The 25546-nt window shown below is 74.6% G+C and carries 18 protein-coding genes; 8 read left to right on the top strand and 10 right to left on the bottom strand.

All coding sequences use genetic code 11. The features are described from left to right. Positions 1–15: 15 nt before the first annotated feature. Positions 16–1548, bottom strand: a complete 1533-nt coding sequence (locus WMF42_RS02465; RefSeq protein WP_437689964.1) for a phytoene desaturase family protein — start codon at positions 1546–1548, stop codon at positions 16–18. A gap of 143 nt (positions 1549–1691) precedes the next feature. Here WMF42_RS02465 and WMF42_RS02470 point away from each other — a divergent pair, with 143 nt between their 5' ends. After that, the gene (locus WMF42_RS02470) at positions 1692–3059 is read left to right on the top strand and encodes a sigma 54-interacting transcriptional regulator (RefSeq protein WP_061606617.1); all 1368 of its coding nucleotides are present in this window, start codon (positions 1692–1694) and stop codon (positions 3057–3059) included. 143 nt (positions 3060–3202) lie between these two features. Here the strand turns inward: WMF42_RS02470 and WMF42_RS02475 are convergent, their stop codons facing one another. After that, positions 3203–3502, bottom strand: a complete 300-nt coding sequence (locus WMF42_RS02475) for a CsbD family protein (RefSeq protein ID WP_061606610.1) — start codon at positions 3500–3502, stop codon at positions 3203–3205. A 413-nt stretch (positions 3503–3915) separates the two neighbouring features. Between WMF42_RS02475 and WMF42_RS02480 the strand changes: the two genes are divergently transcribed. Together WMF42_RS02480 and WMF42_RS02485 are read left to right on the top strand one after the other, a co-directional pair. Next, positions 3916–4173, top strand: a complete 258-nt coding sequence (locus WMF42_RS02480; protein WP_061606618.1) for a GlsB/YeaQ/YmgE family stress response membrane protein — start codon at positions 3916–3918, stop codon at positions 4171–4173. Between the two features lie 528 nt (positions 4174–4701). Beyond that, positions 4702–5916 carry a pyridoxal-phosphate-dependent aminotransferase family protein gene (locus WMF42_RS02485; protein WP_061606619.1) on the top strand — a complete coding sequence of 405 codons (1215 nt, stop codon included), beginning with the start codon at positions 4702–4704 and terminating at the stop codon, positions 5914–5916. Positions 5917–5920: 4 nt separating this feature from the next. On the opposite strand, the gene WMF42_RS02490 is transcribed toward WMF42_RS02485, so the two are convergent. From WMF42_RS02490 to WMF42_RS02500, 3 genes are all read right to left on the bottom strand, one after another. Beyond that, entirely contained in the window at positions 5921–7816 is a 1896-nt protein-coding gene (locus tag WMF42_RS02490) for a chloride channel protein (protein ID WP_437689965.1), read from the bottom strand. Position 7817: 1 nt separating this feature from the next. Then, positions 7818–8378, bottom strand: a complete 561-nt coding sequence (locus WMF42_RS02495) for a MarR family winged helix-turn-helix transcriptional regulator (protein ID WP_437689966.1) — start codon at positions 8376–8378, stop codon at positions 7818–7820. A 140-nt stretch (positions 8379–8518) separates the two neighbouring features. Beyond that, a complete protein-coding gene (locus WMF42_RS02500) occupies positions 8519–10030 on the bottom strand; it encodes a serine/threonine-protein kinase (RefSeq protein ID WP_437689967.1) in 1512 nt (503 codons plus the stop codon). A gap of 73 nt (positions 10031–10103) precedes the next feature. Here WMF42_RS02500 and WMF42_RS02505 point away from each other — a divergent pair, with 73 nt between their 5' ends. From WMF42_RS02505 to glyQ, 3 genes are all read left to right on the top strand, one after another. Then, the gene (locus WMF42_RS02505) at positions 10104–14084 is read left to right on the top strand and encodes a serine/threonine-protein kinase (RefSeq protein ID WP_437689968.1); all 3981 of its coding nucleotides are present in this window, start codon (positions 10104–10106) and stop codon (positions 14082–14084) included. Positions 14085–14267: 183 nt separating this feature from the next. Then, complete coding sequence (locus WMF42_RS02510; protein WP_155798138.1) at positions 14268–15119, top strand: hypothetical protein; 852 nt, start codon at positions 14268–14270, stop codon at positions 15117–15119. Between the two features lie 175 nt (positions 15120–15294). Then, positions 15295–16242 carry a glycine--tRNA ligase subunit alpha gene (gene glyQ, locus WMF42_RS02515; RefSeq protein ID WP_061606615.1) on the top strand — a complete coding sequence of 316 codons (948 nt, stop codon included), beginning with the start codon at positions 15295–15297 and terminating at the stop codon, positions 16240–16242. Between the two features lie 26 nt (positions 16243–16268). Here glyQ and pyrE read toward each other — a convergent pair whose 3' ends face one another. From pyrE to WMF42_RS02535, 4 genes are all read right to left on the bottom strand, one after another. Next, positions 16269–16847 (bottom strand): orotate phosphoribosyltransferase, encoded by a 579-nt coding sequence (gene pyrE / locus WMF42_RS02520; protein WP_061606616.1) that lies wholly within the window; start codon positions 16845–16847, stop codon positions 16269–16271. Continuing rightward, positions 16844–17560: a bactofilin family protein gene (locus tag WMF42_RS02525; RefSeq protein WP_437689969.1), complete on the bottom strand. Its 717-nt coding sequence runs from the start codon at positions 17558–17560 to the stop codon at positions 16844–16846. Before WMF42_RS02525 ends, pyrE begins: the two co-directional genes overlap by 4 nt. A 3-nt stretch (positions 17561–17563) precedes the next feature. Further along, positions 17564–17878 (bottom strand): bactofilin family protein, encoded by a 315-nt coding sequence (locus WMF42_RS02530; protein ID WP_061611987.1) that lies wholly within the window; start codon positions 17876–17878, stop codon positions 17564–17566. Positions 17879–17949: 71 nt separating this feature from the next. Further along, positions 17950–18372 carry a bactofilin family protein gene (locus WMF42_RS02535; RefSeq protein WP_061611986.1) on the bottom strand — a complete coding sequence of 141 codons (423 nt, stop codon included), beginning with the start codon at positions 18370–18372 and terminating at the stop codon, positions 17950–17952. 375 nt (positions 18373–18747) lie between these two features. Between WMF42_RS02535 and WMF42_RS02540 the strand changes: the two genes are divergently transcribed. Both WMF42_RS02540 and WMF42_RS02545 read left to right on the top strand, forming a co-directional pair. Beyond that, positions 18748–20139, top strand: coding sequence for a styrene monooxygenase/indole monooxygenase family protein (locus WMF42_RS02540; RefSeq protein ID WP_061611985.1), 1392 nt, complete (start codon positions 18748–18750; stop codon positions 20137–20139). A 358-nt stretch (positions 20140–20497) separates the two neighbouring features. Continuing rightward, a complete protein-coding gene (locus WMF42_RS02545; RefSeq protein WP_437689970.1) occupies positions 20498–21697 on the top strand; it encodes a vWA domain-containing protein in 1200 nt (399 codons plus the stop codon). A gap of 371 nt (positions 21698–22068) precedes the next feature. Here the strand turns inward: WMF42_RS02545 and WMF42_RS02550 are convergent, their stop codons facing one another. Beyond that, complete coding sequence (locus WMF42_RS02550; protein WP_437689971.1) at positions 22069–25176, bottom strand: VWA domain-containing protein; 3108 nt, start codon at positions 25174–25176, stop codon at positions 22069–22071. Positions 25177–25546 lie beyond the last annotated feature (370 nt).

Here is a 25546-nt window from a genome sequence, read left to right on the forward strand (position 1 = left end):
GTCATCGAGCGCCGCTCACCCCCCGCCGCGCGCGAGCCCGAGCCGCCGCGCGACGCTCTCCGCTGTGCGCACGCCGCCGATCGCGGTCGCCAGGGTGCTCTGCCCGGGAAAGACCGAGTCGCCCACCATCCAGAGCCCGTCCTGCACCGGGCGCGGCCACACCGACAGGTAGTGCCCGAGCCCCGCGCGCCGCGGCACGCCGCCGACGGCGCCGCCCGCGCGCCCGGTGAAGCGCGCGAACGTCCGCGGCGAGGCCGTCAGCGCGTGCACGACGTTCTCGCTCCACTCGGGCGCGAGCGCCGCGAGCCCCTCGCGCATCCGCGCCTGGATCGCGCCGATGTAGCTGCCCTGCTGCCCGGGCGGGAGCGCGCGGTGCTTCGCGAGCGGGACGTGCGTCGACACGGTCAGCGTGCGGTGCCCCGGCGGCGCGCGGCCCTCGTCCGCGGCGCCGCTCACCGACACGAACAGGTGGTTGCCCTCGGTGAACGGCGCGCGCGGGTCCTGCACCAGCTCCAGGTGGTGCGCCGCGGCCGACGCGCCCTCGGGCGCGCGCGCCACGAGGTAGAGCATCGCCGCGCCCCAGCCCCCCTCGACGTCGCGCGCGAGCCGATCGAGCCGCGGCAGCGCGCCCGGCGCGGCGCCGAGCAGCGCGCGGAGGTCCTGCGGGAGCAGGTTCGCGATGACCTGGCGCGCGCGGATCTCGCCCGAGCGCGTCCCGGCGCGGAACCCGCCCGGCACCGGCTCGAGCGAGCGCACGCGGCTCGCCATGCGCACCTCGCCGCCGAGCCGCTCGACCGCCCGGACGAGCGCCCACGCGAGCGCGCCGATGCCGCCGCGGACGTGGCCCGTGCCGCGGAAGTAGTAGTCCATCGTCGCCATCGCGAAGGGCGCCTCGGCCTCGGCGACCCCGCACTGCACCGTGATCTGGCAGAGCCCGTCGAGGTACTGCCGGAGCGGGGCGAAGCCCGCCACGCCGAACCGCGCGAGCACGCCCTCGAGCGGCCGCCCGAGCACCGGCAGCAGCGCGGCGTAGCGGGGCGTGCTCGCCGCGTGGCGCACGAGCGCGCGGACGCCGAGCGGCGGCAGCAGGGCGGGGTCGTCGAAGAGCGCCCACAGCGTGTCGGCGACGCGCGCCTGGTAGGCGAAGAAGGCGCGGATCCCGCGCGCCGGGGCGCCGGGCAGGCCGGCGAGCGCGTCCACGAGGGCGCCGCGGTCGCGCCCGATCGCGAGGCGGAGCGAGGGCGTCCGCAGCTCGACAAGCGGGTCGATCCAGTCGACCGCGACGTCGAGGCCGTGGCGCGCGATCCACCGGCCGAAGAGCTGCTCCGGGGCGAGCCCGGCGAACAGCGTGGCCCCCGACTCGAACCGGTAGCCGCCGCGCTCGAAGGTGCTGGCGCAGCCGCCGGGGTACCTGAGCGCCTCGCACAGGACCACCTTCGCCCCCCGCTCCGCGAGCGAGAGCGCCGCGCCGAGGCCGCCGAACCCGGCGCCGATCACGAGGACGTCCGCGTCGGCGCCGCGCGGCGCGCCTTGGCTGGCCGGGGTCATGGCCGCTCCCTGTAAGGCGCCGGTGCGCTCCCGGGAAGCCGGTGCGCCCGCGACAGGCCGGTGCGCCCGCGACGCGCCGGCGCGCCCCCGGGAAGGTTACCGACCGGCCCCGGCCCTGCGCGGCGGCGTGGTACGCTGGCGCGATGGGCTCCGAGCCGAAAGGTCACGCGAGCGCCGAGACGGCGCTCCTCAAGGTCCGCTCCAAGGAGATCGCGTTCAGCCGCTTCCGCGTGCAGGTAACGGCCGGCCCCGACGCCGGGGCGGCCCAGGTGTCGGACGCGGCCGAGTTCGTGATCGGCACGGCGCCCGGCAACCAGCTCATCCTGACCGACCGCGCTGTGTCGCGGCACCATTGCGTGATCACCGTCACCCCGCGGGGCTTCTTGCTCCGCGATCTCGGCAGCAAGAACGGCACGACCCTCTCCGGCTTCCGCGTCGAGGCCGCCTACCTCCAGCCGGGCGCCGCGCTCGGCCTCGGGCAGTCGACGCTCCGCTTCGAGCCGCTCGCCGAGGAGATCCGCGAGCCGCTCGGCGACGAGGACAGGTACGGCCGGGTGCTCGGGCAGAGCGCCGCGATGCGCCGGATCTTCGCGGCGCTGCCGCGCATCGCCGCGTCGGACTCGACGGTGCTCATCGAGGGCGAGACGGGCACGGGCAAGGGCCTGCTCGCCGAGGCCATCCACGAGAGCAGCCCGCGCGCGGGCGGGCCGTTCGTCGTGATCGACTGCGGCTCGATCCCGCCGACGCTGATCGAGGCCGAGCTCTTCGGGCACGCCAAGGGGGCGTTCACGGGCGCGCAGTCGGCGCGCGTCGGCGCCTTCGAGGCGGCGCGGGGCGGCACGGTGCTGCTCGACGAGATGGGCGAGCTCCCGCTCGACATGCAGCCGAAGCTCCTGCGCGTGCTCGAGGAGCGGCAGATCCGGCGCATCGGCACGGTCGAGCCGACCAAGCTCGACATCCGCGTGATCGCGACGACCAACCGCGATCTCCGCCAGGAGGTGAACCGCGGCAATTTCCGGTCGGACCTCTACTACCGGCTGAACATCGTCCGCCTCCGCGTGCCGGCGCTGCGCGAGCGCCCGGACGACATCGCGCTGCTCACGGCGCACTTCTACCGGCAGTTCGCGCAGGGGCAGGACCAGAGCCCGCCCGGCGAGCTCCTCGAGACCTTCATGCGCCAGGACTGGCCGGGCAACGTCCGCGAGCTGCGCGGCGCGGTGGAGCGGGCGGTGCTGATGATCGATCCGGCGCTCTTCCGCGAGGCCGTGATGGGCTCGGAGGGCAGGGAGGGCAATCCCCCCGCGCTGGAGGCGCTCCGGGAGGACGATCTCAGCCTGTCGTTCCGCGAGGCGAAGGAGCGCGCCGTGGCGCGCTGGGAGCGGGCGTACCTGACGGCGCTCGTGCGCGCGAACGGCGGCAACCTCTCGCGCGCCGCGCGAGCAGCCCGGATGGACAGGAGCCACCTGCGCGAGCTGCTCCAGCGGCACGCCGTGTCGGCCACGGAGGCGTGACGGCGCGACAGCGTGATTGCGCGACAGCGCGACGGCCCGCCGGGAGATGGGGAGTCGATCCGTCGTGTGGACGCTGCCCTCGAACAGCGTAGCAGGCAGCGTGCTGTCCGGGGGCAGCGCCCCTTTCCGGGCGTGCGCTCTACCTACTGATTGGCCTTCTGCCGGTTCTCGCCCTGGAGCTCCTTGGCCTTGCCCTCGGCGGCCATCTGCTCGTTGTCGACCAGCTTGCCGACCCGGTTCTTGATGGCGCCGGCGGCCTCTTCGAGCGCTCCCTTCGCGCGTTCATCCGCCTTGGCGTCCTCTTGCTGGACCTTGCCCCTGACCTCCTTGGCGCGGCCCTCCGCTTCCATCTGCTCGTCGCCGATCAGCTTGCCGAGCCCCTTCTTGAGCTTGCCACCCAGCTCCTCCGCGGTTCCTTCATTACGGTCGCTCTCGTTGCTCATCGTACCCTCCTCTTGATTGGACATGCGCCGCGCCTTTCTGCGGCGCGCCATCGCTCTCCACCACGTGCAACCGCCACGCCACGACGGCGCGAGCCGACCCCATCGGGAGGGCGAGGGGGGACATTGAGGCAGGCTACCCCGCCCGCGCTCTCCCTTTCAGCTCGTTTGAGGCAATACGCCACGCACATCCGGTGGAAGCGTCCCCACCGGACGAGCTGGCCGTCCCGGCTCGCCAGGCCGCATTGCGTGCTGCAGCCGGATTCTGCGGTGGAATGGTGCCCCTGCGCTCTGCCCGCGGCGTCCTGCCCGACCGGGCGCCTGTAGGAGAGCGCGGAGTTCACGGCATGGCGCGGCGCTTGCTGAACAGTCTGCAAGCAACGAGGAGCGCTTCGCTCCTCCCTGGGAGGTTCATCATGTCGTTCATTCTCTTTCTCCTGTTTGGCCTCGTCGTCGGTGCTCTGGCGCGCCTTATTGTCCCGGGCCGTGAACCGGGCGGGTGGGTCGTCTCGATGATCATCGGCGTCATCGGCTCGTTCGTCGGCGGGCTGCTCGGCCGCATGCTCTTCATGTACCGCGAGGGCGAGCCGGCGGGGTTCTTCATGTCCCTCATCGGCGCCATCCTGCTCACCGCGGGCTATCAGGCGATCTCGCGGCGTCGCTCGGTGGTATGAACGGGTCGATTGACCCTCTGCTGAGGCGCTACGCCCGATACAGTCACAGGGCGCGACAGGGAGGAGCTCCTGTTCCGCCGCTGCGCCCTGTGACGTCGGGGAACACCTTGGGTCTATCGTACGAGGCGTGGAGAGAGCCTTGCTGCTCATGAGCCCGACTCGGGTTCTGCCGACGCAGCGCTCGCTCCCGCCCTTCACGGTAGGCCAGAGGGGGCCCTGTTCGTCGCATGACTCACCCCCCCGGGGTCGTGCGACGAGCAGGGCCTCCTCGGCACAGGGGCAGCGGAGGTCCCGCTCGTCGTATGACTCGCCCCCCAGGGTCGTGCGACAAGCAGGGCCTCTCCTGGCCGGCAGCCCGCGCCGGACGCCGCCGAGAACGGCCCGTCGGCGATCGGGGTCAGGGCATGCAGGCGCCCGCCGGCCGCCCGAGCGGGTCAGGCGTCGCGCCCGCTTGCCGGCTAAAACTTGACGCGGCAGGATGCATTGGGCTTGCTAGCGCGCTCCGCGCTTTTGCCCAAGGTCCTGGCCATGTCGTTCTCCATCTTGCCCCCGCCGATCACGCCCCTCGCCGCGATCCTGCCGTCCGAGCCGCTGCTCCTCATGGGCGCCGGTCCGGTGCCCATCCCGCAGGCGGTGGCGCAGGCGAACGGGGTCATCATCAATCACCTCGGCCCCACCATGGACCGCGTCATCCAGAACGTGAAGTACATGGCGGCCTACGCGTTCCAGACGCGCAGCGACAAGATCCTCGGCATCGCCGGGCCCGCGTCCGCGGCCATGGAGATGGCCGTGGCGAACCTGTGCTGGCCCGGGCGCAAGGTCCTCTGCCTGAAGGTGGGGACGTTCAGCGGCCGCCTCGGCGAGATGGCGCTCGGCGTCGGCGCCGACGTGACCTTCCTCGAGGGGCCGGCCGGGCGGCCCGTCACCCTCGCGGAGGTGCGCGAGGCGCTGAAGAAGCAGCGCTACGACGTGATCACGATGGCGCACGGCGAGACGTCCTGCGGCGTCCGCATGGTGGAGCTGCCGGAGATCTGCAAGCTCGCGAAGGCGCACGGCGCGCTCACGATCGTGGACGCGGTGGTCACGCTCACGGCCATGCCGGTGCACATGGACGAGTGGGGCATCGACGTCGGCATCGTCGGCGGGCAGAAGGCGCTGTCGTCGATCCCGGGCGTCTCGGCCTGCGCGTTCTCGCAGGACGCGTGGAAGGTTGTCGAGGAGCGCCCCTCGCCGCGCCCGCACTGGTGCTACGACGCCACGCGCGCGCAGCGGTTCTGGGGCTACCAGCAATACCACTACACGGCGCCCGTGCCCGGCGTGCTCGCGCTGCACGAGGCGCTGCGCCTCGTCTGCGAGGAGACGCTCGAGCGGCGCTTCCGCCGCCACGAGATGAGCTCTCTGGCCATGCAGGCGGGCATCGAGGCGATGGGGCTCGAGCTGTTCGCGGCGAAGGACGTGCGCCTCAACAGCGTGCTCGCCATCAAGCTGCCGAGCGGCGTCGATAGCGCCCGCATCCGCGAGTACATGACCAAGGCCTTCCGCGTCGAGATCTCGGGCGCCTTCGGCCTCAACATCGTGCGCGTCGGCCAGATGGGCGAGCAGTGCCGCTCGCACAACCTGTTCAAGACGCTCTACGCCATGGGGATGAGCTTCCAGCGCGAAGGCGTGAAGCTCGACGTCGCCAAGGGCATGGCCGCGCTCGAGCAGGGGCTCGCCGGCGACCGCGACTACTTCGTCGACTAGCCCCTCAGGACGGGAGCTCCTCGCTCGCGGCGCCTTGCCGGCGGTCGGGCGGCGCGCCGCCCCGCCGGACGAGCGCCTGCTCGCGGCGCTGCCCGGCCTCGATCCGGCTCCTGTGCGCGTCGAGCAGGTCGCTGCGCGTCAGTATCCCGAGCACCTTGCGGGGCGCCTGCCTCGACACGACCGGGAGCCTGCCCACCCCCTCGGTGATCATGTGATCGGCGGCCTCCCGGAGGGAGCTGTCGTCGAACACCACGGCGGGCGGCCGCCGGACGAGGTCGCGGATCGGGAGATCGCCGGCCTGCTGGGCGAGCACGTCGCGCGTGGTGATCACGCCGATGAGCTCTCCTCGGCCGTCCACGACCGGGAAGCCCTGGTGGCGCGACCCCTTGCCCTGCGACACCAGGAAGGCGCGGACCGCCTCGACCGTATCGTCGGCCGCGAGCGTCACGGCGGGGCAGGAGGCAGCCTCGCGCGCGGTGATCTGCGCCAGGTGATCGGCCGCGTACTCCGCCATCACGCGCGCGCCGCGGCGGGCGAGCTTCTCCGTCATGATGGAGTGCCGCATCAGCAGGCTCGAGACGAGGAAAGCCGCGCTGCAGCCGCCGAGCAGCGGCAGGAGCCCCATCGGCTGCCGGGTCGTCTCGAAGGCGAAGACCACCGAGGCGAGCAGCGCGCGGGAGGCGCCCGCGAAGATCGCCGCCATGCCGACGAGCGCGGCGACGCGGGCGTCCGCGTTGAGCCAGGGAAAGAGCGAGCTGGCGGCGAGGCCGAGGGCCGCGCCGAGCCCGCCGCCGATGGTGAAGAGCGGCGCGAGCGTCCCGCCCGAGGTGCCGCTGCCGAGCGCGATCGACCAGGAGACGAACTTCAGCACCGAGAGCGACACGAGCGCGGCGAGCGCCAGCCGGCCGCTCAGGATGTCGTCGATGTTGTCGTACCCGACGCCGAGCGTCTGCGGCGCGAAGTAGCCCACCGCGCCGATCGCGACGGCGCCGATCGCCGGCCACCACATCCAGTGCAGCGGCAGCCGCTCGAACGCCTCCTCGATCGCGTAGACCGCGCGGGTCGCGCCCATCGCCGCGACGCCGAGGACGGCGCCGAGCGCGATGTAGAAGGCGAGCGCGGGGCCGGTCGAGGGCGCCACGGCCGCCATCTCGAACGCCGGCGCGGTCTCGCCGACGGCCAGGCGCGCGGCGGCCGCCGTGGCGGCGGCGAGGGCGACGGGGATCACCGAGCGCGGCCGGTACTCGAAGAGCAGGAGCTCGATCGCGAGCAGCACGGCGGCCACCGGGCTCCCGAAGGTCGCCGACATGCCCGCCGCCGCGCCCGCGGCGAGCAGCGTCTTGCGCTCGTCCGCCGTGATCCGGAGCACCTGCCCGACCAGCGAGCCGAGCGCGCCGCCGGTCGCGATGATCGGCCCCTCCGCGCCGAACGGCCCGCCGGTGCCGATCGCGATCGCGGAGGAGAGCGGCTTGAGCAGCGTTATCCGGGGCGGGATGCGGCTCTGGTTGAAGAGCACCTGCTCCATCGCCTCCGGGATCCCGTGGCCGCGGATCGCCTGCGAGCCGTAGCGCGCCATCACGCCGACGACGAGCGCGCCGACGATCGGCACGACGAGCACGAGCGGGCCCACCTGGTGCTCGGCGGGCGACGCGGGCGCGGCGGAGAGCCGGCCGAAGAACGCGAGGTTCGTGATGACGGCGATGAGCTTGGTGAGCAGCTCCGCCGCGAGGAACGCGACGCCGGCGATCGCGATCGCGAGGCCGCTCACGAAGACGACCCGCCGGTCGACGGCGGCCGCGGGGGCGGGGACGCGGAGGTCCTCGAGGGCCGGCCCCATCGAAGGGGCGACCGGGAGGCTCCCGGAGGCCGTGTTGGTATGTGGGGCGTTCGCGCTCGACATGTCAGCTCTCCTCGTGATCCCCCGCCCCGGTGCCGGAGCGGGCTTCGTCGCCATCGAAGAACAGGGGGGGGGCCTCGTCCCCGGCGCCGAGCGCCCGGGCGAGGGTGGTGAGGCTCTGCGCGAGCCCGCGGCGCTCGTCGGCCGGCAGGCGGTCCACGGCGGCGATGAGCTCGGCCTGAACGGTGCGCGGCGCGCGGCGGAGCAGCGCGCGGCCGGCGGGGGTGAGCGCGATCTCGGTCCTGCGCGCGTCCTCGAGCGAGGCGCGCCGGGCGACCAGCCCGCGCTCCGCGAGGCGCGTCACGACGACCGACACCGAGCTCTGGTGCGTCAGCGTGCGCTGCGCGAGCTCGGCGATCGACGCGGCCGCCGCCTGGTCGAGCTGCTGCAGCACGAAGAGCTGCGCGCTGCTCACGCCGAGCTGCCGCTCGCACGCGCGCGACGAGACGCGCAGGCGCTGCACGATGGCGCGCATCGCGTCCATGACCCGCTGCGCGTCCGGCCCGCCGTACGACCGCTGCGCGGCGCTCTTTCGCCGCCCGGGCGGCGATGCATGGGAACCCATACAATTGCGCCGGAAGCTACGCCGCCGATCGGGCAAGCGCAAGCGGGCCAGGGAGCGCCGCGCAGAACAGCGCAGGCCGCGCCGGGGAGAGGGGCGCGCTCGAGGCGCGAGCCCGCCCGGGCGCCGCCGCCGGCGTCCCGCTAAGGCCGCTCGGCGTCGATCACGCGCAGCAGCGCGCTCGGACGCCGCGACGTCGGCGCGGGCTGCGCGGCGATGCCGAGCCCGTCGAGCACCGCCGGCGAGGCGAACACGCCGTGCGCCGTCCCCTCGGGCACCCAGGCGGCGAGCTCCAGCAGGTCGCCGCCCGCCAGCGCGCCGTCCGCGCCCGCGACGAGCTCGCCGGCGTGCACGCAGAGGCGGACGTGGACCCTCGGGTCGCGCCCGGCGCGCGCGTCGAGCTGCCGCATCAGCGACAGCGCCGCGTCCACCGCGCGGCGCCGCGCCGCCTTGTCTGCCGCCGGATCGAGCGGCCTGTCGGCCGTCACCAGCGCGGCCGTGCCCGCCTCGACGGCCGCCCCGAACCCCGCGTCCGCGAGCGCGCCGAGCGCGAGCGGCAGGACCGCCTCGAAATCGTCGAGCAGCTCCGCGTCCGGCTCCTCGAGGGTGCCGGGGTCGGCGTGCACCTCGACGTGGATGCCCACCGCGGCGCGCCGCTCGCCGGCGCCGCGCGCCCGTGGCGCCGCGATCGCCGCGCGCAGGCCGGCGATGAACTCGCCCACCGACGCCTGGCGCTCCGCGGGATCCTTGCTGAGCGCCTGCAGCACCACGCGGTCGAGCGACGGGCTCACGCGCGCCCGCGCGCTCGGGCGGGGCGGGCTCGCGAACAGGTGGAGCTGGCGCAGCACCACGAGCGACGTGCCCGAGAACGGCGGCTCCCCGGCGAGCATCGTGTACGTCAGCGCGCCGAGCGCGTAGATGTCCGACCGCGCGTCGACGGGGCGGCTCATGAGCTGCTCGGGGGACATGCACGAGGGCGAGCCCACGACGTGCCGCGACGTCGTGAGCGCGGGCCCGGGCGCGTCGAGCAGCTTCGCCACCCCGAAGTCGAGCAGCACCACGCGCGGGCGGTCGCTCCCGGCGCACAGGAAGACGTTCGACGGCTTGACGTCGCGGTGCACGATCGCCAGCGCGTGCGCCGCCTGGAGCGCGCTGCACAGCGGCTCGAGCACGGCGAGCGCCTCCTCCGGCGGCAGCCGGCCGCGGCCGCGCAGGAGCTGCGCGAGGTCGGCGCCCTCGAGCAGCTCCATGACGAGGTAGGGGCGCCCGTCCGCGAGCCGGCCGACGTCGAAGATCTCGACCACGCCCGGGTGCCGCACCCGCCGCGTCGCCTCGACCTCGCGCTCGAAGCGGGCGAGCAGATCGGGGTGCAGGGCGAGCTCGGGGTGCATCACCTTCACCGCCGCCGGCGTGCCGCGCTCCGCGTGCTCCCCGCGGTAGACGACGCCGAAGCCCCCCTCGGCGAGGGCGCTCCCGAGCCGGTAATCGCCCGCGCGATCCGGCGCCTCGCGCGTGGGCTCGCCCCCGGCGGCCGCCGCCTGCCCCTCGCCCACGGGGAGGGCGACAGTCGTCTCGCCGGCGAGCCCTGCGACCTCGGGCGGCGCGCTCTGCTCGGGCGGCGCGCTCTGGAGGGTACGATCATCGGCGCGTGCCATCTGCCAGCGGGCGCGAGACTATCACAGGGAAGGTCGGCGCTCGCGCGCGCCCCTCCGCCGGAGCCGTCATCGAGTGCATCGCTGCCCCTCCTGTCACCGGCGCCGCGAAGGCGGCGATCCGTGCCCCCTCGACGGGTCGACGCCCCCGCCGGCGAGCGAGCGCGGGGCGGCCACCCCGCCGCGCGTCGACGGCATCTCGCTGGGCGAGCGCCTCGGACAAGGCGGGTTCGCCGCGGTCTGGGCGGGGATCTCGGGCAGCGACGGCGCCGAGGTCGCCGTCAAGGTCGGCTTCTCCGCGACCCCGGCGCTCGAGGAGCGCTTCCGCCGCGAGGCGGAGGCGCTCCAGCGCATCGGCCCTCCGCACGCTCCGCGGCTCCACGGGCGCGGTCGGCTCGACGACGGCCGCCCCTACCTCGTGATGGAGCGGCTCTCCGGCCGCACGCTCGCCTCGGAGCTCGCCTCGCTCGCCGAGCCGCCCGGCCCGGACTGGGCCGCCGCGAGGGCCGACGCCGTGCTCGCGGCGCTCGAGGCCGCGCACGCCGAGGGCGTGATCCACAGGGATCTCAAGCCGGAAAACCTCTTCCTCGCGCGCTCCGGGGGCGCGCCCTCCGCCCCCGGAGCGCGCGTCGTTCTGATCGACTTCGGCCTCGCGAAGCGCGCCGTGGGCGCTCCCGGCGGAGAGGCGCAGCTCACCCGGACCGGCGCGGTCCTCGGGACCCCCGACTACATGGCCCCCGAGCAGATCCGGGGCGAGGCGATCGACGAGCGCGCCGACCTCTACGCGTTCGGCGTCGTCCTGTTCGAGCTGCTCACGCTGGAGCTGCCGTTCGCGGGCGACGCCGGCGCCGTCGAGCACGGCCACCTCGCGCTGCGCCCGCGGCGCCCGGGCGAGCTCGCGCCGGTGCCCGCCGCGCTGGAGGCGCTGACGCTCGCGTGCCTCGCCAAGGACCGCGACCGCCGCCCCGCGAGCGCCTCGGCGCTGCGAAGCACGCTCGCGGCGGCGCGCGCCGAGGCGGCGCTGTCGGTCGCCGCGCGGGCGGTCGCCGCGCCGGCCAGGCTCATCGCCGAGGGGGGGCACCCGGTCGTCCTGCTCGTCGCCGACACGGTCGCCCCGGCGGCGCCGGTCATCGCCGCCGTGACCGGCCGCAACGGGTTCATCGCGCGGCAGCGCGGCAGCCGCTATGTGGCCGTGTTCTCCGGCCGGAACGCCGATCACCCGGCCGAGGCCGCGCTCGCCGCCGCGCGCGAGCTCGCCGAGCGGCACGGCGCGCGGGCGGCGCTCCACCTGGCCTCCGTCACGCTCCGCCGCAAGGCGCGCAGCGCCGCCGCGGCGTACGGCGCCGCCGTCGAGCGCCCGGAGACATGGCTGCCCCCGGAGCCCTGGTCGGGCGTCGCGCTCACCGCGGAGCTGGAGCGCGCCCTGCCGGCGCGCGACGACCCGGGCCCCGCCTCGTCGCGCGCCGCGCCCTCGGCCGAGCTCGAGGCGCCGCTCGCCGGCCGCGCCGACGTCGTCGCGGCGCTCTCCGCGAGCGCCGGGGCGGCCTTCGACGGGACGTGCCCGGGCCTGTTCACGCTCCTCGGCGAGCCAGGGCTCGGCAAGAGCCGCCTCGTGGCGGAGGCCGCCGCCGTGGCGCGCCGCCTGACCGCCCGGGCGCCCGCGGCGCGGGTGATCTCCCTGCGCGCCGCGCAGCCGCTGCCCGGGGAGGCGGCGCGCGACGCGGCGGAGCTCCTGCGCCAGGTGCTCGAGGCGCCCGCGGACCCGCCGGCCGATCCCGCCGCCTTCTGCCGCGAGCGGCTCGGCGACGCGCTCGGCTCGGCGACGTGGCCGGCGGTGGCGGCGGCGCTGGGCTGGTCGCCCCCGGCGGGCGGCGGCGCGCCCGCGTCGCTCCACCTCGGCGTGGTGCAGGCGCTCGGGGAGGGGCTGCGCCGGCTCGCGCGCCGCGGCCCGGTGGCGGTGCTCCTCGACGACGCGCACCGGGCCGACGACGCGCTTGTCGACGCGCTCGAGTACGCGACGCTCGACGGCCCGGGCGTCGCGCTCTGGGTCGTTGTCGCCGCGCACCCCCGCTTCGAGCAGGTGCGCCGCGCGTGGGGCGCGCGCACGCAGCGCCACCGCCGGGCGGCGCTCGCGCCCCTCGACGAGGAGGCCGGGATGGCGCTCGCCGCCGAGCTCCTGCGGCCGGCCGAGTACCCGCCCGCCGCCACGCTGCGCCGGCTCGCGGGCTGGGCGGGCGGCAACCCCGCCTGCCTCTCGGAGCTCGTGCGCTCGCTGAAGCGGGCCGGCATCGTGCGGCGCCGCGCGGGCTCCGGCAGCCACTACGTCGCGACGGCGGAGCTCGACGCGTTGCCTCCGTCGCCGGCGTGGCAGTGGCTCGCGGAGCGGCAGATCGACGCCCTGCCGCCGGAGCTCGCGGCCTGCGTCAGGCTCTGCTCGGTGCTGGGCGTCTCGTTCGGCCGCGCGGAGCTCGAGCAGGTCCAGGACGCGATCGAGCGCGCGGGCGTCGCCGGCACGCCGATCGACGCGGGCTACGGCCTGAGCGCGCTCGCCGAGCGGGGGATCCTCCAGCGCGGCGCGGGCGAGCGCTGCTCGTTCCAGAGCGCGGTGTTCCAGGACGCGGTCCACGAGCTGCTCGACCCGGCGCAGCGCGCGCAGATCCACCGGCACGCGCTCGCGCACTTCCGGTCCAGGGTCGAGGCGGAGGGGCCTCGCCCCGAGCTCCTCGAGCCGCTCGCGCGGCACGCCGGCGGGTGCGGGGCGCTGGAGGAGGCGGCGGACGCGTGCCTTCGGCTCGGCGACGCCGCGCTCTCACGGCACCGCCACGTCGAGGCGGACCAGCGCTACACCGCGTGCCTCTCGTTCGCGGCGGAGGGCGATCCGCGCGTGCGCGTTCTCGCGCGGCTCGGGCGCGGCAAGAGCCGCTACGGGGTCCACCGCCCGCGCGAGGCGCTGGAGGATCTCGCCGCCGCGCGGGCGCTCGCGGCGCAGCTCGGGGACGCCGCGCTCCTGGCCGACGCCCTCCTCGTCGAGGCGACCGTCCTCGACTGGGCGAACGATTTCGAGGCCTCGGCCAGGCGGGTGGAGGAGGCGCGCCCGCTCGTCGAGCGCGCCGGATCGCCGGGCCTCGCCGCCCGGCTCGTTGTGGGGCTCGGGCGGACCTGCATGCGGCAGGGGCGCATGGCGGAGGCGGCCGATCTCCTGGGCCAGGGCGTCGCGGCCGCCGAGGCAGCGCGCGACTACGAGGCGCGCGTCGTGGCGCTCGTCCTGCGGTCGGCGGCGCTCGTGTTCGCCGGGCGGCTGGAGGAGGCGGAGGCGACGTTCCAGACGGGCATCGCGCTGGCGGCGCAGGTCGAGGACTGGCCCCACGTCTGCGCGCTGTACGTCAACCGCGCCTTGCTGTGGACGACCAGGAACGAGCTGCTCCTCGCGATCGACGACATGCGCCGGACGATCGCCCTGGCGCGGGAGATCGGCAACCCGCTCTTCGAGCGGATGGCGACGCACAACGTCGCCGAGCTGCTCTACGCCAACCACCAGGACGAGGAGGCCCTCCCGCTCGCGCGGCGCGCCCTCGTCCTCGAGGAGCGGTTCGTGGAGGTCCCGGTGCCGGAGAGCTCGCTGCTGCTCGCCCGGATCCTTATCGCGCGCGGCGGCCACGACGAGGCGGCGCGCCTCGTCGACGGGATCGGCCGGCGCTGCCCGCCGGACGCCGCGACGGCCCCCTCGCTGTCCGCGCTCTTCCGGATGCTCGGGCTCGTCCTGGAGCAGCTCGGCGCTCGGCGGGACGCCGCGCCCGACGCGCCCGACGCCGGCGCGCTGGGGCGTCGCTGGGACGCGCTGCTCGACGAGGCGCGCGGTGGGCTGCTCCCGTTCGAGCACCTGGAGCTCCTCCACTGGCGCGCGGCGATGGCGATCCGACGCGGCGCGCGGGACGAGGCGTCCGGCGCGCTCGCGCAGGCAGGGGCGCTCCTCGTCGCGTGTCCGATCTGGCAAGCTCGCTTCGACGACATGTGGCGGCGCTTCCGCGAGGTGGAGGCGCGAGCCTCCATGGGCTGAGGGCCAGCGCCTCCGGTCGTCCATGGCGCCGCCCGGGCGCCGCCGCCTTCGCGCGTCGAGACGCGGCGCTGCTCGGGCCGGAAGCGGCGGTCCGGAGGACGGCGGCGGCGCCGCGCGTCGGTGGCACGATCCATGGACCGAGCGAGCGCGTTCGCATGCCGCGCCAGCGGCGGAAGGAAGCGCATGCTCAACGCCCGATCGTCCCTTGCTGTCGTTGCCGGTTCTCTCCTCTTCGCGTCCGGTTGCGTCGCGGCGCCGCAGGACGGCGCAGACGACGAGCTCGCTGTCGCGGAGGACGCGATCATCTGGACCAACGGCGACGTGCCGTCGTTCTTCTGGCAGACCTCCACGCAGTACTTGTTGCAGCGGCTCGCGACGTCTCCGCTCGTCGACCCCGCGACCGGCCTGCTCACGCCCACGCGGCTCCTGGCCAGCGACGCGGGGCGCAAGGTCCTCCACTACGTCGTGGGCTGCGCGCTCCCTCGCGGCACCACGGTGAGCACGTCGATGCCAGCGGTCTCCTTCAAGGGCGCGATCGGCCTCGCGCCGACGTGGAAGGCGGGGAAGCTGGGCGCCCTGTCGTCGCAGCGCTGGGTGACGGCGTGTCTGCTCCAGACCCTCAACGGGATCGGCGCGAAGGTGCCGATCCGCATGGTGGGCAGCCACGGGGGGCTCACGGACGCCTCGGCGCAGGACGCCGTGGACTACTCCATTCCGGACGCCACGATGTTCGGCAACATCTTCGACCCCGCCAAGGTGGAGGTCTTCGCCTGCGCGGACGACGGCGCGGCGGCGGCGTGCGGCCTGAGCTGGAGCGCCTTCGCGAACCTGCGCATCTGCGACGGCTCGTCGCTCTGCGGCATCACCCTCCTCGGCGCGTGCCAGGACGAGGCCGGCGCCGACTGCTCGATCAACAGCGTCGGCAAGCTGGTCTGCAGGACGCCGGGCAACACCGTGTACGCGGAGGCGATCTCGACGTTCCTCGATGAGACGGGCTTCACCGCGCTTTACCCGTCGTGCAGCCCGCCGCCCTGAACCCCGCCCCCCTGCGCCCGCGCGGGAAGGAAAGGGGCGCGGCCCTCCGCGCTGGAAGGGCGCCGGTCCCGCGTCGTCCTCGACGGGATGGCCGGCCTGTCGGCGGCTGCTTTTCGGGCGGGCCGGGCTGCATATCGCGTGCGCGCGAGATTCACGCTAAGAACCGGGCCCTCCCATGACCTTCCAAAACCTCATCCTCGCACTGCAGAAGTTCTGGGCCGAGCGCGGCTGCCTCGTCGTGCAGCCGTACAACTCGGAGGTCGGCGCCGGCACCTTCAACCCGGCGACGTTCCTGCGTGCGCTCGGCCCCGAGCCCTGGAACGTGGCGTTCGTCGAGCCTTCCCGGCGGCCGTCGGACGGTCGCTACGGCGAAAACCCGAATCGTCTTCAGCAGTTCCACCAGTTCCAGGTGATCCTCAAGCCGAGCCCGATCGACATCCAGGACCTCTACCTGGAGTCGCTGCGCGCGATCGGCACGAACCCGCTCGAGCACGACGTCCGGTTCCTCGAGGACGACTGGGAGTCGCCGACCCTCGGCGCGTGGGGGCTCGGCTGGCAGGTGTGGCTCGACGGGCTCGAGATCTCGCAGTTCACCTACTTCCAGCAGATCGGCGGCATCGACTGTCGCCCCGTGTCCGGCGAGCTCACGTACGGCCTCGAGCGGATCGCGATGTACCTGCAGGACAAGGACAGCATCTACGACGTCGTCTACTCCGACGCCGGCGGGAAGGTCGTGCGGTACGGGGATCTCTACCAGCGCGCGGAGTGGGAGTGGTCGACCTACAATTTCGAGGAGGCCGACATCGCCGAGCACTTCGCGGCCTTCGACGTGTGCGAGGCCGAGGTGAAGCGGCTCCTGCACCGGGGCGCCGATCCGGCGGCGAAGGGGGCGGCGATCGATCCGCGCAAGGCGCTGGTGCTGCCGGCCTACGACTTCGTCGTGAAGGCGGCGCACCGCTTCAACGTCCTCGACGCGCGCGGCGCGATCAGCGTGACCGAGCGGCAGCGCTTCATCGGCCGGGTCCGCGCGCTGGCGCGGTCGGTCGCCGAGACGTACCTCGCGCAGCGCGAGGCGCTCGGTTTCCCGCTCCTCGGCGAGCAGCAGGCGAAGGCGGCGGAGTAGCGCCGCGCGCGGCGGCGCGCGGCGCCTCAGCCGGGCGGGCTGTCCGGCAGGAAATCCCGCCGCGTGCAGATCGCGACGACCGGCAGCCCCGCCGCGCGGATCGTCTCCGCGCCGCCCTCGAGGCGGTCGACGAGGGCGATCACGCCGACCACCGAGGCGCCCGCGGCGCGCAGCTTCTCGACCGCCTTCAGCGTCGAGCCGCCGGTCGTGATCACGTCCTCGAGGATCGCGACGGGCATCCCGGGCACGAGCCCGCGATCGCCCTCGACAAGGCGGCGCGAGCCGTGGTCCTTGACCTCCTTGCGCACGTAGAGCGCGGGGAGGGGGCGGCCGCGCAGGAAGCTCGTGAGCGACACCGCGCTCGCGAGGGGGCACCCCCCGAGCTCGACGCCGGCGACGGCCTCGCAACGGGGGAGCGCGTCGAGCGCCTCGAACATCAGCGCGCCGACGAGGGCGTGCCCCTCGGCGGTCAGCACCGACTGCTTGCAGTCGATGAAGAAGTCGCTCTCGCGCCCGGACGCGAGCACGACGCGCTTCTGCTCGAACGACCGCTCGCGCAGCAGCGCGACGAGCCGCTCCCGCTCCGAGGCGCCGGCGGCGCTCACCGCCCGCCCCGCTTGCGGAGCGAGGCCTTCGCGGCCCCCTTCCTGAGCGCAGGGACGACGGGCGGCGGCGGCCCGCCGGCGCCCTCGGCCGCCTCGGGCTCGTCGCCCTCGCCGCCCGCCGAGGCCGTCAGATCGGCGTCGTCCTCGTCGTGCGCCGTCGCGAGGCGCGGCTCGGGCGCCACCTCGACCGGCGCGGGGCGCGCCGCCGGCGCCGGGCGCGCCGGCGGCGCCGGGCGCGGGGCGGGCGCGGGGCGCGCCGCCGCAGGCGCGACGCGGGGCGCAGGCCGGGCTGCCGGCGCCGGCGCGCGGGCCGGCCGCGCGGCCGCGGGAGCGGCGGCGGCGCGCGGCGCGGCCTCTGCCGCCGCGGCGCGCGCCGGGGCCGCCTGCGCGGCGAGCGGCGCGCCGGTGGTGACGTTGCCGCGCACCAGCGCGCCCGCGTGGATGCCGATCTGCGGCGCGCCGAGGTCGCCGACGACGCGCGCGCCGGGCTCGAGGATCACGGCCTCTTCCCCGGAGATGTTGCCGGCGACAGCGCCGCGGACGACGACGCGCCGCCCGCGCACGTCGCTCTGGATGAGCGCGCCTTCGCCGATGGTCACGTCGCCGGTCATGACGACGCTCCCCTCGACGCGCCCGAGGATCTCGAGATCCCCGTCGCCCTGCACGTTGCCGCGGATGGCCGTGGTCGGCCCGATCGAGGACTGGGAGGTCATCGGCTACACGTCCATGTCGACGTTGCCCTTGAACGAGGCTCCGTCCGCGATGGTGAGCCGCGACGCCTTCACGTCGCCGACGAGGCGACCGCCCGCGAGGAGGTCCACGCGGTCGGCCGCCGTGACGTTGCCGGTCACGTTGCCGCCCACCTGGAGCGACGCCGCCCCGATGTCCGCTTCGACCAGCGCCCCAGCGTCGATGGTCAGAGGCCCCTCGACGGTGAGCCGCCCGCGCACCGTCCCGGCGACGATCACCTCCTCGTCGGAGGTGATCTCGCCCTCGATCGTGAGCCCGTTTCCGATGATCGTACCCGCCACGTTCGTGCTCCTCGTCGCGCCCTCGGGGCGCGATGCTTCATCCGTCAACGCGCGCTGCCGCCCGACGCGCGCTACCGCCCCGCCGCTTGCCGGGTGCCCTGACCGCGCCCGCCGGCCCGCTCCGAGAGCTCGGCCGGGAGGTCGAACTCCGCCTCGATGCGACCGGCGAACGCCGCGCCCTCCTCGAGGATCACCTCGCTGCCCCCCACGTTTCCGGCGTACTGCGCGGTCGCCCGGATGGTGACGGGGCCGCGCGACGCCACGTCTCCCGTGAGCTGCCCGGCGACGACGAGCGAGCTCGCCTCGACGTCCCCGGTGACCGACGCGCCGTCCTCGATCTCGAGGTCGCCGGCCAGGCGGATGTCCCCCTCGACGCTCCCCTCGACCCGGAGCGAGCCGTCGCCGTGGACCCGCCCGCGGATGCGGGCGCCCCGGCCGATGAGCGATTCGGCAGCGTCCGATTCGCTGCGCGTGGTTGTCGAGCCTCGGGCCATTCTCGTCTCCCGTGCGCGGTGGGGGCCGCGCGAGCCGGGGCGCGCACCAGAAGCCCGGCTCGTCCGCTGGAGCTGGGCGAGCGACGTCGCCCGGGCCCCGCGGCGGCGCGGACGCTACTCCAAGGCGCCGCGCCTCGCAACCAGGGGGCAGCGAGCGGCGACGGAGAGCGCGGGAGGCGCGGTTCAGACGGGCAGCGGGGGACTCGGGGCGCTGCGGGATGCTTCCTGACGGCCTGGCTCTGGTGATAGGGTGCGATTCGACTGGGCTTTCCATGCGCGCGATGCGTCTGGCGTGCCGGACGACGAACCGACGTGGACGGCTCGGCGCGCGTCGTCGTGAGGCGAACGCGGACGAACGCAACCTGGGGGTGTCCTATGCGGAAGATAGCTATCGTGGGGTCCGGACAGGCTGGCCTGCTCGCGGCGCACGGCCTGGTGAAGGCCGGCCATGACGTGACGCTCTACTCGGATCGCACGCCAGAGCAATGGCTGAACGAGTCGAAGCCGACCGGCACCGCCGCGCGGTTCGACATGGCCCTCGCGTTCGAGCGCGAGCTCGGCCTCGCCTTCTGGGAGGACGCCGCGCCCAGGGGCGAGGGCGCTCAGCTCACCGCGTGCGCCGCCCCGGGCAACCGTCTCCTCACGCTGGCGGGCCGACTGGAGCGCCCGTTCATGGCGATCGATCTCCGGCTCCAGAGCCACCGGTGGATGCTCGAGCTCGAGGCGCGCGGCGGCAAGATCGTCATCGAGCCCGTCTCCGTGGCGCGGCTCGACCAGATCGCGGCGGAGAACGACCTCACCATCGTCGCTGCAGGGCGAGGCGACCTGTGCAACCTGTTCGAGCGCGACCCGGCGCGCAGCGTCCACACCGAGGCGCAGCGCAACCTCGCCATGATCTGCGTGACCGGCCCGAAGCTCGGGTTCGACGGCGTCCCGCTGCTCCCGGTCAAGTTCAACCTGTTCGCGGGCGTCGGGGAGGCGTTCTGGGTGCCCTACCACCACAAGGACGTTGGACCGAGCTGGAACTGTATCATCGAGGCGATCCCCGGAGGGCCGCTGGACCGGTTCCAGGGCGTCAAGACGGGGGAGGAGGCGGTCGCGATCACGAGGCGGCTGGTGAAGGAGCTCATCCCCTGGGACCATGAATGGTTCAGCTCAGCCGAGCTGTCGGACAGGCACGGATGGCAGGTGGGGCGGGTCGTCCCGGCGGTGCGCAAGCCCGTCGGGCGGCTGCCCTCCGGCCGGATCGTGACGCCGCTGGGCGACACGGCGCTCTCGCTCGATCCGATCGGCGGCCAGGGCGCCAACAGCGGCAACAAGATGGCCCGCAACCTGGTCGAGTGCGTCGCGCAGCACGGCGATCGCCCCTTCGACGCCGGATGGATGACGCGCACCTTCGATCGCTTCTATGCCCGCCACGGCGCGCCCACGGACAGGTTCAACAACCTCCTCCTCGCGGCCTCGGCCGGGGTGTTTCACCTCCTCTTCGCGCAATACGGCAGCGATGGGCGGGCAGACAACACGAGCAGGCAACAGGCGCTCGCGAATGCGTTCGCGAACAACTTCGCCGACCCGGCTCAGCTGACGCCGATCCTCGAGGACGTGGGGCGGGTGCGCGCGTTCATCGGGCAGAAGACCGGGCGCCCGTGGCCGCTCGCGCTCGCCGCGGGGGGCGTCGGCGTCGGCATCGCGCAGGTGCGGCAGCGCCTCGGGCTGCCGCCCGGGCACCCGGGGGCGCAGGCGCACGCCGGGGGAGCGCTCGCGTAGCACCGACAACAGGCCTTCCACCCTTCGGATCGCCTCCGGATTTGCAACACCGCGGCGCGCCTCACGCTCACGGAATGCGCGCAGAGCTCTCATCACCCCAGCGTGTGAGACCATCGATCACACGAGCACACAGACTCGTTGCATGCGCATGAAACTCTTGCGCTGTGATCGTCGCGATGCCACGTGTTCTCTTTTTCATACAGTTGTCGCGCACAGTGCAGCGTTCTCGGTTATACTCCACACTGGTCCCGGAGTTTCAGGATGTGGTCCGGCAGGGTGCCGTCTCCGGAGGCCTCCTCGCTTCTAGTTGCTACAGCGCCGTCGACGGCGCTGGCACGTGCTTAAGAGGAGTTGGACCATGCGATTGCTTACGATGACCGTTGCTTTGTCGATGGTGGCTCTGGCCGGCGCGGCGTGCGGAGGCGCCTCGAACAGCAGTGACGGCGGCGGCAGCTCGGGCGGCGGTAGCTCGCAGAGCGGCGGCTCGGCGGGCACCGGCGACTTCGGGGTGGGCGCCGGCGCTGGCCCGGGCGGGAATTCCGGCGCAGGCAGCAGCGGCGCTGTCGGCTCGACGGGCGCAGGACAGGCGTGCGCCGCCCAGTCTGCCCAGACCGGTCTTCAGCAGGTGTATCTCGCCTTTGCGTTCGACGTGTCGGGCAGCATGGGCGCGAACAACGAGGCGTGGCACGACAAGGCGCTCAAGTGGGATCCCGTCGTCGCCGCCACGAAGCAGTTCTTCTCGGATCCCGAGTCCACCGGGCTCATGGCGTCGCTCACGTTCTTCCCCGGCCCCGATCGGCGGCGGATGTGCAGGGCCGGCACGTACGAGAACCCGGATGTCCCGATGACGTCGCTGCCCTCGCAGGCGTTCGGCGAGGCGATCGATGACGTCACGCCCCAGAGAGAAGACGACTGGCGCATGGGCACGCCGACGGCGTTCGTGGTGGAAGGCACGGTCGATTTCATCCAGGAAGAGCGGCAGCAGAGCCCCGGCAAATACGCGGTCGTGCTCGTGACCGACGGCTACCCGCAGCTCTGCGAGGGGTCGGACTCGATCGAGGCGGTCGTGGAGCATGTCCAGGCGGCGCGCCAGAACGGCATCGCGACCTACGTGGTCGGCGTCGCGAACCCGCCGGTGCGGGGCGCGCCGGAGAACGTCGAGAACCTGCAGGACATCGCCGAGGCGGGCGGCACGGGCGAGGCGTTCATCATCGACACCGGCGACCCGGCGGAGACCACGGCCACGTTCAAGGCGGCCATCGACCAGATCCGCGGGACCGCGATCACGTGCACGATCGCGATCCCGCCGGCGCCCGATGGCAGGACGTTCGACAAGCAGAAGGTCAACGTGACGTACACGACCGGCGCGAGCAACACCCCGACGAACCTCCTGTATGATCAGGACTGCGCGGCCGAGAGCGCATGGCGCTACGACGACCCCGGGAATCCGACGTCGATCGAGCTCTGCGCCAGCGCGTGCTCCACGGTGCAGGCCGACCCCGCGGCGTCGCTGAGCGTCGAGTTCACCTGCGAGGACGTGATCGAAGTCCCGCTGTGATCGGCAGCGCTCCCTGGCCAGCGAGGCCCGTCGACAACGGCCCTCGCTGGCCACGCGCGCCGCTCACGCCGACGGGCGCTCGACCGTGGACATCGCCAGCTTGCCGAGTGCCAGGCTCGTTCCTGGGGGCATGATGAGAAGAATTTGAACCACAGAGGCACAGAGGGCACAGAGGAAGAGAGAAGGAGAGGGGAAGAGATTTTTTTCTCTCTCTCTCCCTCTGTGCCCTCTGTGCCTCTGTGGTTCCCTCTCTCTCATGAACCGGAGATGAGCTCGCGCGGCGCGGATCGACGGCGCCTCGCGGATACCACCGTTTCCCGCGCACCGTCGAGCGCGCTCATGATCCGCGTCGCGGTGGCCGACAGGCCATGTCACAGGCGCCCGCGGCGCCGCGCCAGGATCTTCTCGGCGGCGGAGAGCGGCCGCTCCGCGCGCGCGGGCTCGTGGGCTCCCGGAGCCGCTGTCCCGCGCGCGCTCTGCCCCGCCTCCGGCGCTCCGGCCGCTCCGCGCTGATCCGGCCGCGCGGCCGCCTGCCCCGCCGTCCATGCCGGCTGCGCCGCCCCGTCGGCCGGCGGCGTCCACGCCGGCTGCGCCGGCTTCCCGGCAGGCGCCGCCCACGCCGGGCCTCGCCCGTCACGCTCGCCGCGCCCCTCGCCCTGCGTCTCCGGCCTCTCCGGCGCGCTCCCGCGCCGCTCGCGCCCGCGCTCCCGCGCCGACAGCAGCGCCCCCACCGTCGCTCCCGCGCCGGCCGCCTCGGCCTCCGCGCCCCACTGGCGCGCCCGCAGCCGCTCCGCCGCCCGCGCGAGCCACGCCGCCGCGGCTTCCGGCAGCGCGAGCCGCCGCGCCGCCACGGCGAGCAGCAGCGCGAGCGCGGCGAAGAGCACGAGCGGGGGCGTCGCGTCCCTGTACGCGAAGCGCCGCGACGCCCGGTCCTCGAAGATGCCCGCGAGCGTGTCGCGCCGCTTGCCCCCGGTGAACTCCGCGATCCGCCCGAGCAGCGACAGATCGCTGCCCGTCGGGCGCAGCTCCTCGCCGGCCGTCATCGCCGCGCCCGTGGTCCCGACGGCCTCGCCCGTGAGCTCGTCCCGGGCCACCACGACGAAGGTCCCCGGCCGCGACAGCGGCAGCGTCGCCGTGTACGACCCCGCGCCCGTCGCCTCGAGCGGCAGCTCGCGCGAGAAGCCGTCGGGCCCCGCGACGTGCACCACCAGCCGGCGGAACGACTGCGCCCGCCCGTCGTCGCCGACAACGCTCGCGCGCACCGACAGCTCGCCGCCCGACACGCCCGCCTCGAGGCGCACCCGCGGATCCTCGGCCTTGCGCGTCACGTCGCGCGCGGCCTGCGCGATCATCCGCGCCGCGCCGGGCCACCGCGTCCACGCCGCACCCCAGCGGTCCTTCAGATCGCTCGTGAACGCCGCGGCCCGGCCGAGCCCCGCCGACCACACGGCGAGCACCGGATCGCCCTCCGGCCCCGACAGCAGCACCGTCGCCCGGCTCTTCGGGATCGTCACCACGTACCCCGCGAGCGGCGGCGCCTCGCCGAACGGCACGCCGGCCGTGATCGACGAGGGCGCGCCCAGCGCGACGTGGAACGGCTCCTCCACGAGCGCGCTCCTCGCCGCGAGGATCGTCTCCTGCGTGAACACCGCCGGCAGCCGCGTGGCGTCCTCCACCAGGTAGAAGCGGCCGTTGCCCAGGCGCGACAGCGTCTCGAGCTCCGGCACGTCGCTGCCCTGGCCCAGCGCCACGACGCTCGTCGTGATCCCGCGGCGCACGGCCGCCTCCACCCACGCGCGGCAAGGCCCCATGTTCTCCGCGTCCGAGCCGTCGGCGAAGAGGAGCACGTGCTTCAGGTTCGAGGCGTCCTGGTCGAGCGCGCGGTAGGCCGCCTCGAGCGTGATGTCGACGTAGATGCCGCCGCCGCCCGGGCCCACCGCGCGGATCGCCCTGTCGATCGCGGCGTTGTCCACGACCGGCCCGAGCGGCACGCTCCACCGCACCGCCGTGTCGACGTGCGCGACGCCGAGCCTGTCGCCGGGGCCGAGCAGCGCCGCCGACCGGGCGGCGGCCTCGTTGGCGAGCTCGAGCTTCGTGTGGGCGCCGGCGCTCGCCGACATCGAGCCGGAGATGTCGATGCCGATCACCTCGGCCAGGCTCCCCCGACGGCGCTCCTGCTTCAGATCGAACGAGACGGGCGAGACCTCCTCGAGCGGCGTCCGCGCGTAGCCGCCGGGCCCCATGCTCCGGTCGCCGCCCATCAGGACGAGGCCGCCGCCGAGGTCGCGGACGTAGCTCGCGAGCGCGTCGATCTGCCCCGGCGAGAGATCCGAGGCGCGGATGTCGCTGAGCACAACGACGTCGTAGCCGGCGAGCCCGCCGATGTCGGCGGGGACGCTGTCGAGGCCGCCCTCGGCCACCCGGAACGCGCCGCCCTCGAGCGCCCGCGCGACGAAGGCGCCCTGCCCGGCGTCGCCCTCCAGCACGAGCGCCGCGGCGGCGCCGCGCACGCGCAGGAACGCGCTCGCCGCGTTGTCCTCGGCGGCCTCGTCGAGCCGCGGATCCTTCGCGGTGATCTCGACGTCGTAGCGGTGCAGCCCCGGCCCCGGCGCCTTCTCGCGGATGCGCAGCACGTCCTCGCCCGCGGCGATGGAGGCGTCGGCGCGGGCGATGAGCTCTCCGTCGCGGCGGAGGCGGATCTCGACCTCGGCCGGCGACGGCGACGACGTGACGAGCCGCAGGTCGAGCGCCTCGCCCTCGTCGGCCCGCGCGGGCGCGCGCAGGGCGACGACGCGGATGTCGGGGACCGCCCGCTGCTCCAGCGGGATCACGTCGATCGGGAGGCCGGCCGCGACGGCGGCCGCGGCCGCGGCCATCGTGTCGCCGCGGGTCGCGACGCCGTCGGTGACGAGCACGACGCGCGCCGCGGAGTCGGGCGGCACCTCGGCGAGCGCGCGCCGGATGCCCGCGGCGAGGTCCGTCCCGTCGCGGCCGAGCGCGACCCGCTGCGGGGCGGGGAGCTGCGATCGTGGGCGCGGCGGGTCCTCGGTGGCCGCGCCGGCGGCGAACGCGATCGTGGCGATCCGGTCGTCGTCGCGCATGCCGAGCTCGGCGATGGAGAGCTCGTGCGCGACGCGCTTGTCGGCGTCCGGGACGAGATCGATGGAGCGGCTGCGATCGACGGCGACCAGGACGGTCAGCCGATCGAGCGGCCGGCCGATCTCCGGCCCGGCCACGGCCATGGCCGCGGCGAACGCGGCGAAGGGGGCGAGGAGATCGCCGAGCCGCGCGCGCCACGCCCCCTGCGCGCGGGCGCGCGGCGACGCGAGCGCGAGCGCGAGGTACCGGAGCGCGACGAACGACGTCGCGCCCAGCGCGAGCAGGGCGCCCCAGGGGCGCGCGAGCCGCAGGTAGACCTCCGGCAGCAGGCCGCACCAGACCAGGCCGACGTGGAGCGCCGGCAGGGCGCCCGCGAGCATCCACCCGAGCAGGATCGGGCGGCGGAGCGCGCCGCGGCGCAGGGCGAGGCGGAGCAGCGCGGCGAAGGCGAGCGCGCCGGCCGCCGTGGCGACATAGGGCAGGGCGCGCAGCGCGGCCGCCGGGATCAGGCAGGCCTCCGTTCGATCCGCATGCGGGGGTGCCGCAGTAAACCACCTTTGCGGCGCGCCGGGGCACGCCGGTTCAGCGGGGTGTGGCCGACTGCCCCATCGGGGCAGCCGTGCGGCGCCGCTGTCGGTGTCTTGCGTGTTTCATGCGGCATTTCGGCCGTTCCTGGAAACCTTTCCAGCTTTGCCATGGATGGCACGCTGTCTGCTTCCGACCCAGCACGAACCGAACACGAACCGGTTA

Origin of the sequence: Sorangium sp. So ce176, from assembly GCF_051519835.1 — a bacterium.
Taxonomy (GTDB): Bacteria; Myxococcota_A; Polyangia; order Polyangiales; family Polyangiaceae; genus Sorangium; species Sorangium cellulosum_G.

Coding starts and splice junctions, on each gene's coding strand:
- WMF42_RS02495 (WP_437689966.1), bottom strand. CDS start 8,378: ATGGGTTCCCATGCATCGCCGCCCGGGCGGCGAAAGAGCGCCGCGCAG.
- WMF42_RS02485 (WP_061606619.1), top strand. CDS start 4,702: ATGTCGTTCTCCATCTTGCCCCCGCCGATCACGCCCCTCGCCGCGATC.
- WMF42_RS02470 (WP_061606617.1), top strand. CDS start 1,692: ATGGGCTCCGAGCCGAAAGGTCACGCGAGCGCCGAGACGGCGCTCCTC.
- WMF42_RS02540 (WP_061611985.1), top strand. CDS start 18,748: ATGCGGAAGATAGCTATCGTGGGGTCCGGACAGGCTGGCCTGCTCGCG.
- WMF42_RS02475 (WP_061606610.1), bottom strand. CDS start 3,502: ATGAGCAACGAGAGCGACCGTAATGAAGGAACCGCGGAGGAGCTGGGT.
- WMF42_RS02550 (WP_437689971.1), bottom strand. CDS start 25,176: ATGCTCGCGGGCGCCCTGCCGGCGCTCCACGTCGGCCTGGTCTGGTGC.
- WMF42_RS02545 (WP_437689970.1), top strand. CDS start 20,498: ATGCGATTGCTTACGATGACCGTTGCTTTGTCGATGGTGGCTCTGGCC.
- WMF42_RS02490 (WP_437689965.1), bottom strand. CDS start 7,816: ATGTCGAGCGCGAACGCCCCACATACCAACACGGCCTCCGGGAGCCTC.
- WMF42_RS02510 (WP_155798138.1), top strand. CDS start 14,268: ATGCTCAACGCCCGATCGTCCCTTGCTGTCGTTGCCGGTTCTCTCCTC.
- WMF42_RS02465 (WP_437689964.1), bottom strand. CDS start 1,548: ATGACCCCGGCCAGCCAAGGCGCGCCGCGCGGCGCCGACGCGGACGTC.
- WMF42_RS02525 (WP_437689969.1), bottom strand. CDS start 17,560: ATGACCTCCCAGTCCTCGATCGGGCCGACCACGGCCATCCGCGGCAAC.
- WMF42_RS02480 (WP_061606618.1), top strand. CDS start 3,916: ATGTCGTTCATTCTCTTTCTCCTGTTTGGCCTCGTCGTCGGTGCTCTG.
- WMF42_RS02535 (WP_061611986.1), bottom strand. CDS start 18,372: ATGGCCCGAGGCTCGACAACCACGCGCAGCGAATCGGACGCTGCCGAA.
- glyQ (WP_061606615.1), top strand. CDS start 15,295: ATGACCTTCCAAAACCTCATCCTCGCACTGCAGAAGTTCTGGGCCGAG.
- WMF42_RS02500 (WP_437689967.1), bottom strand. CDS start 10,030: ATGGCACGCGCCGATGATCGTACCCTCCAGAGCGCGCCGCCCGAGCAG.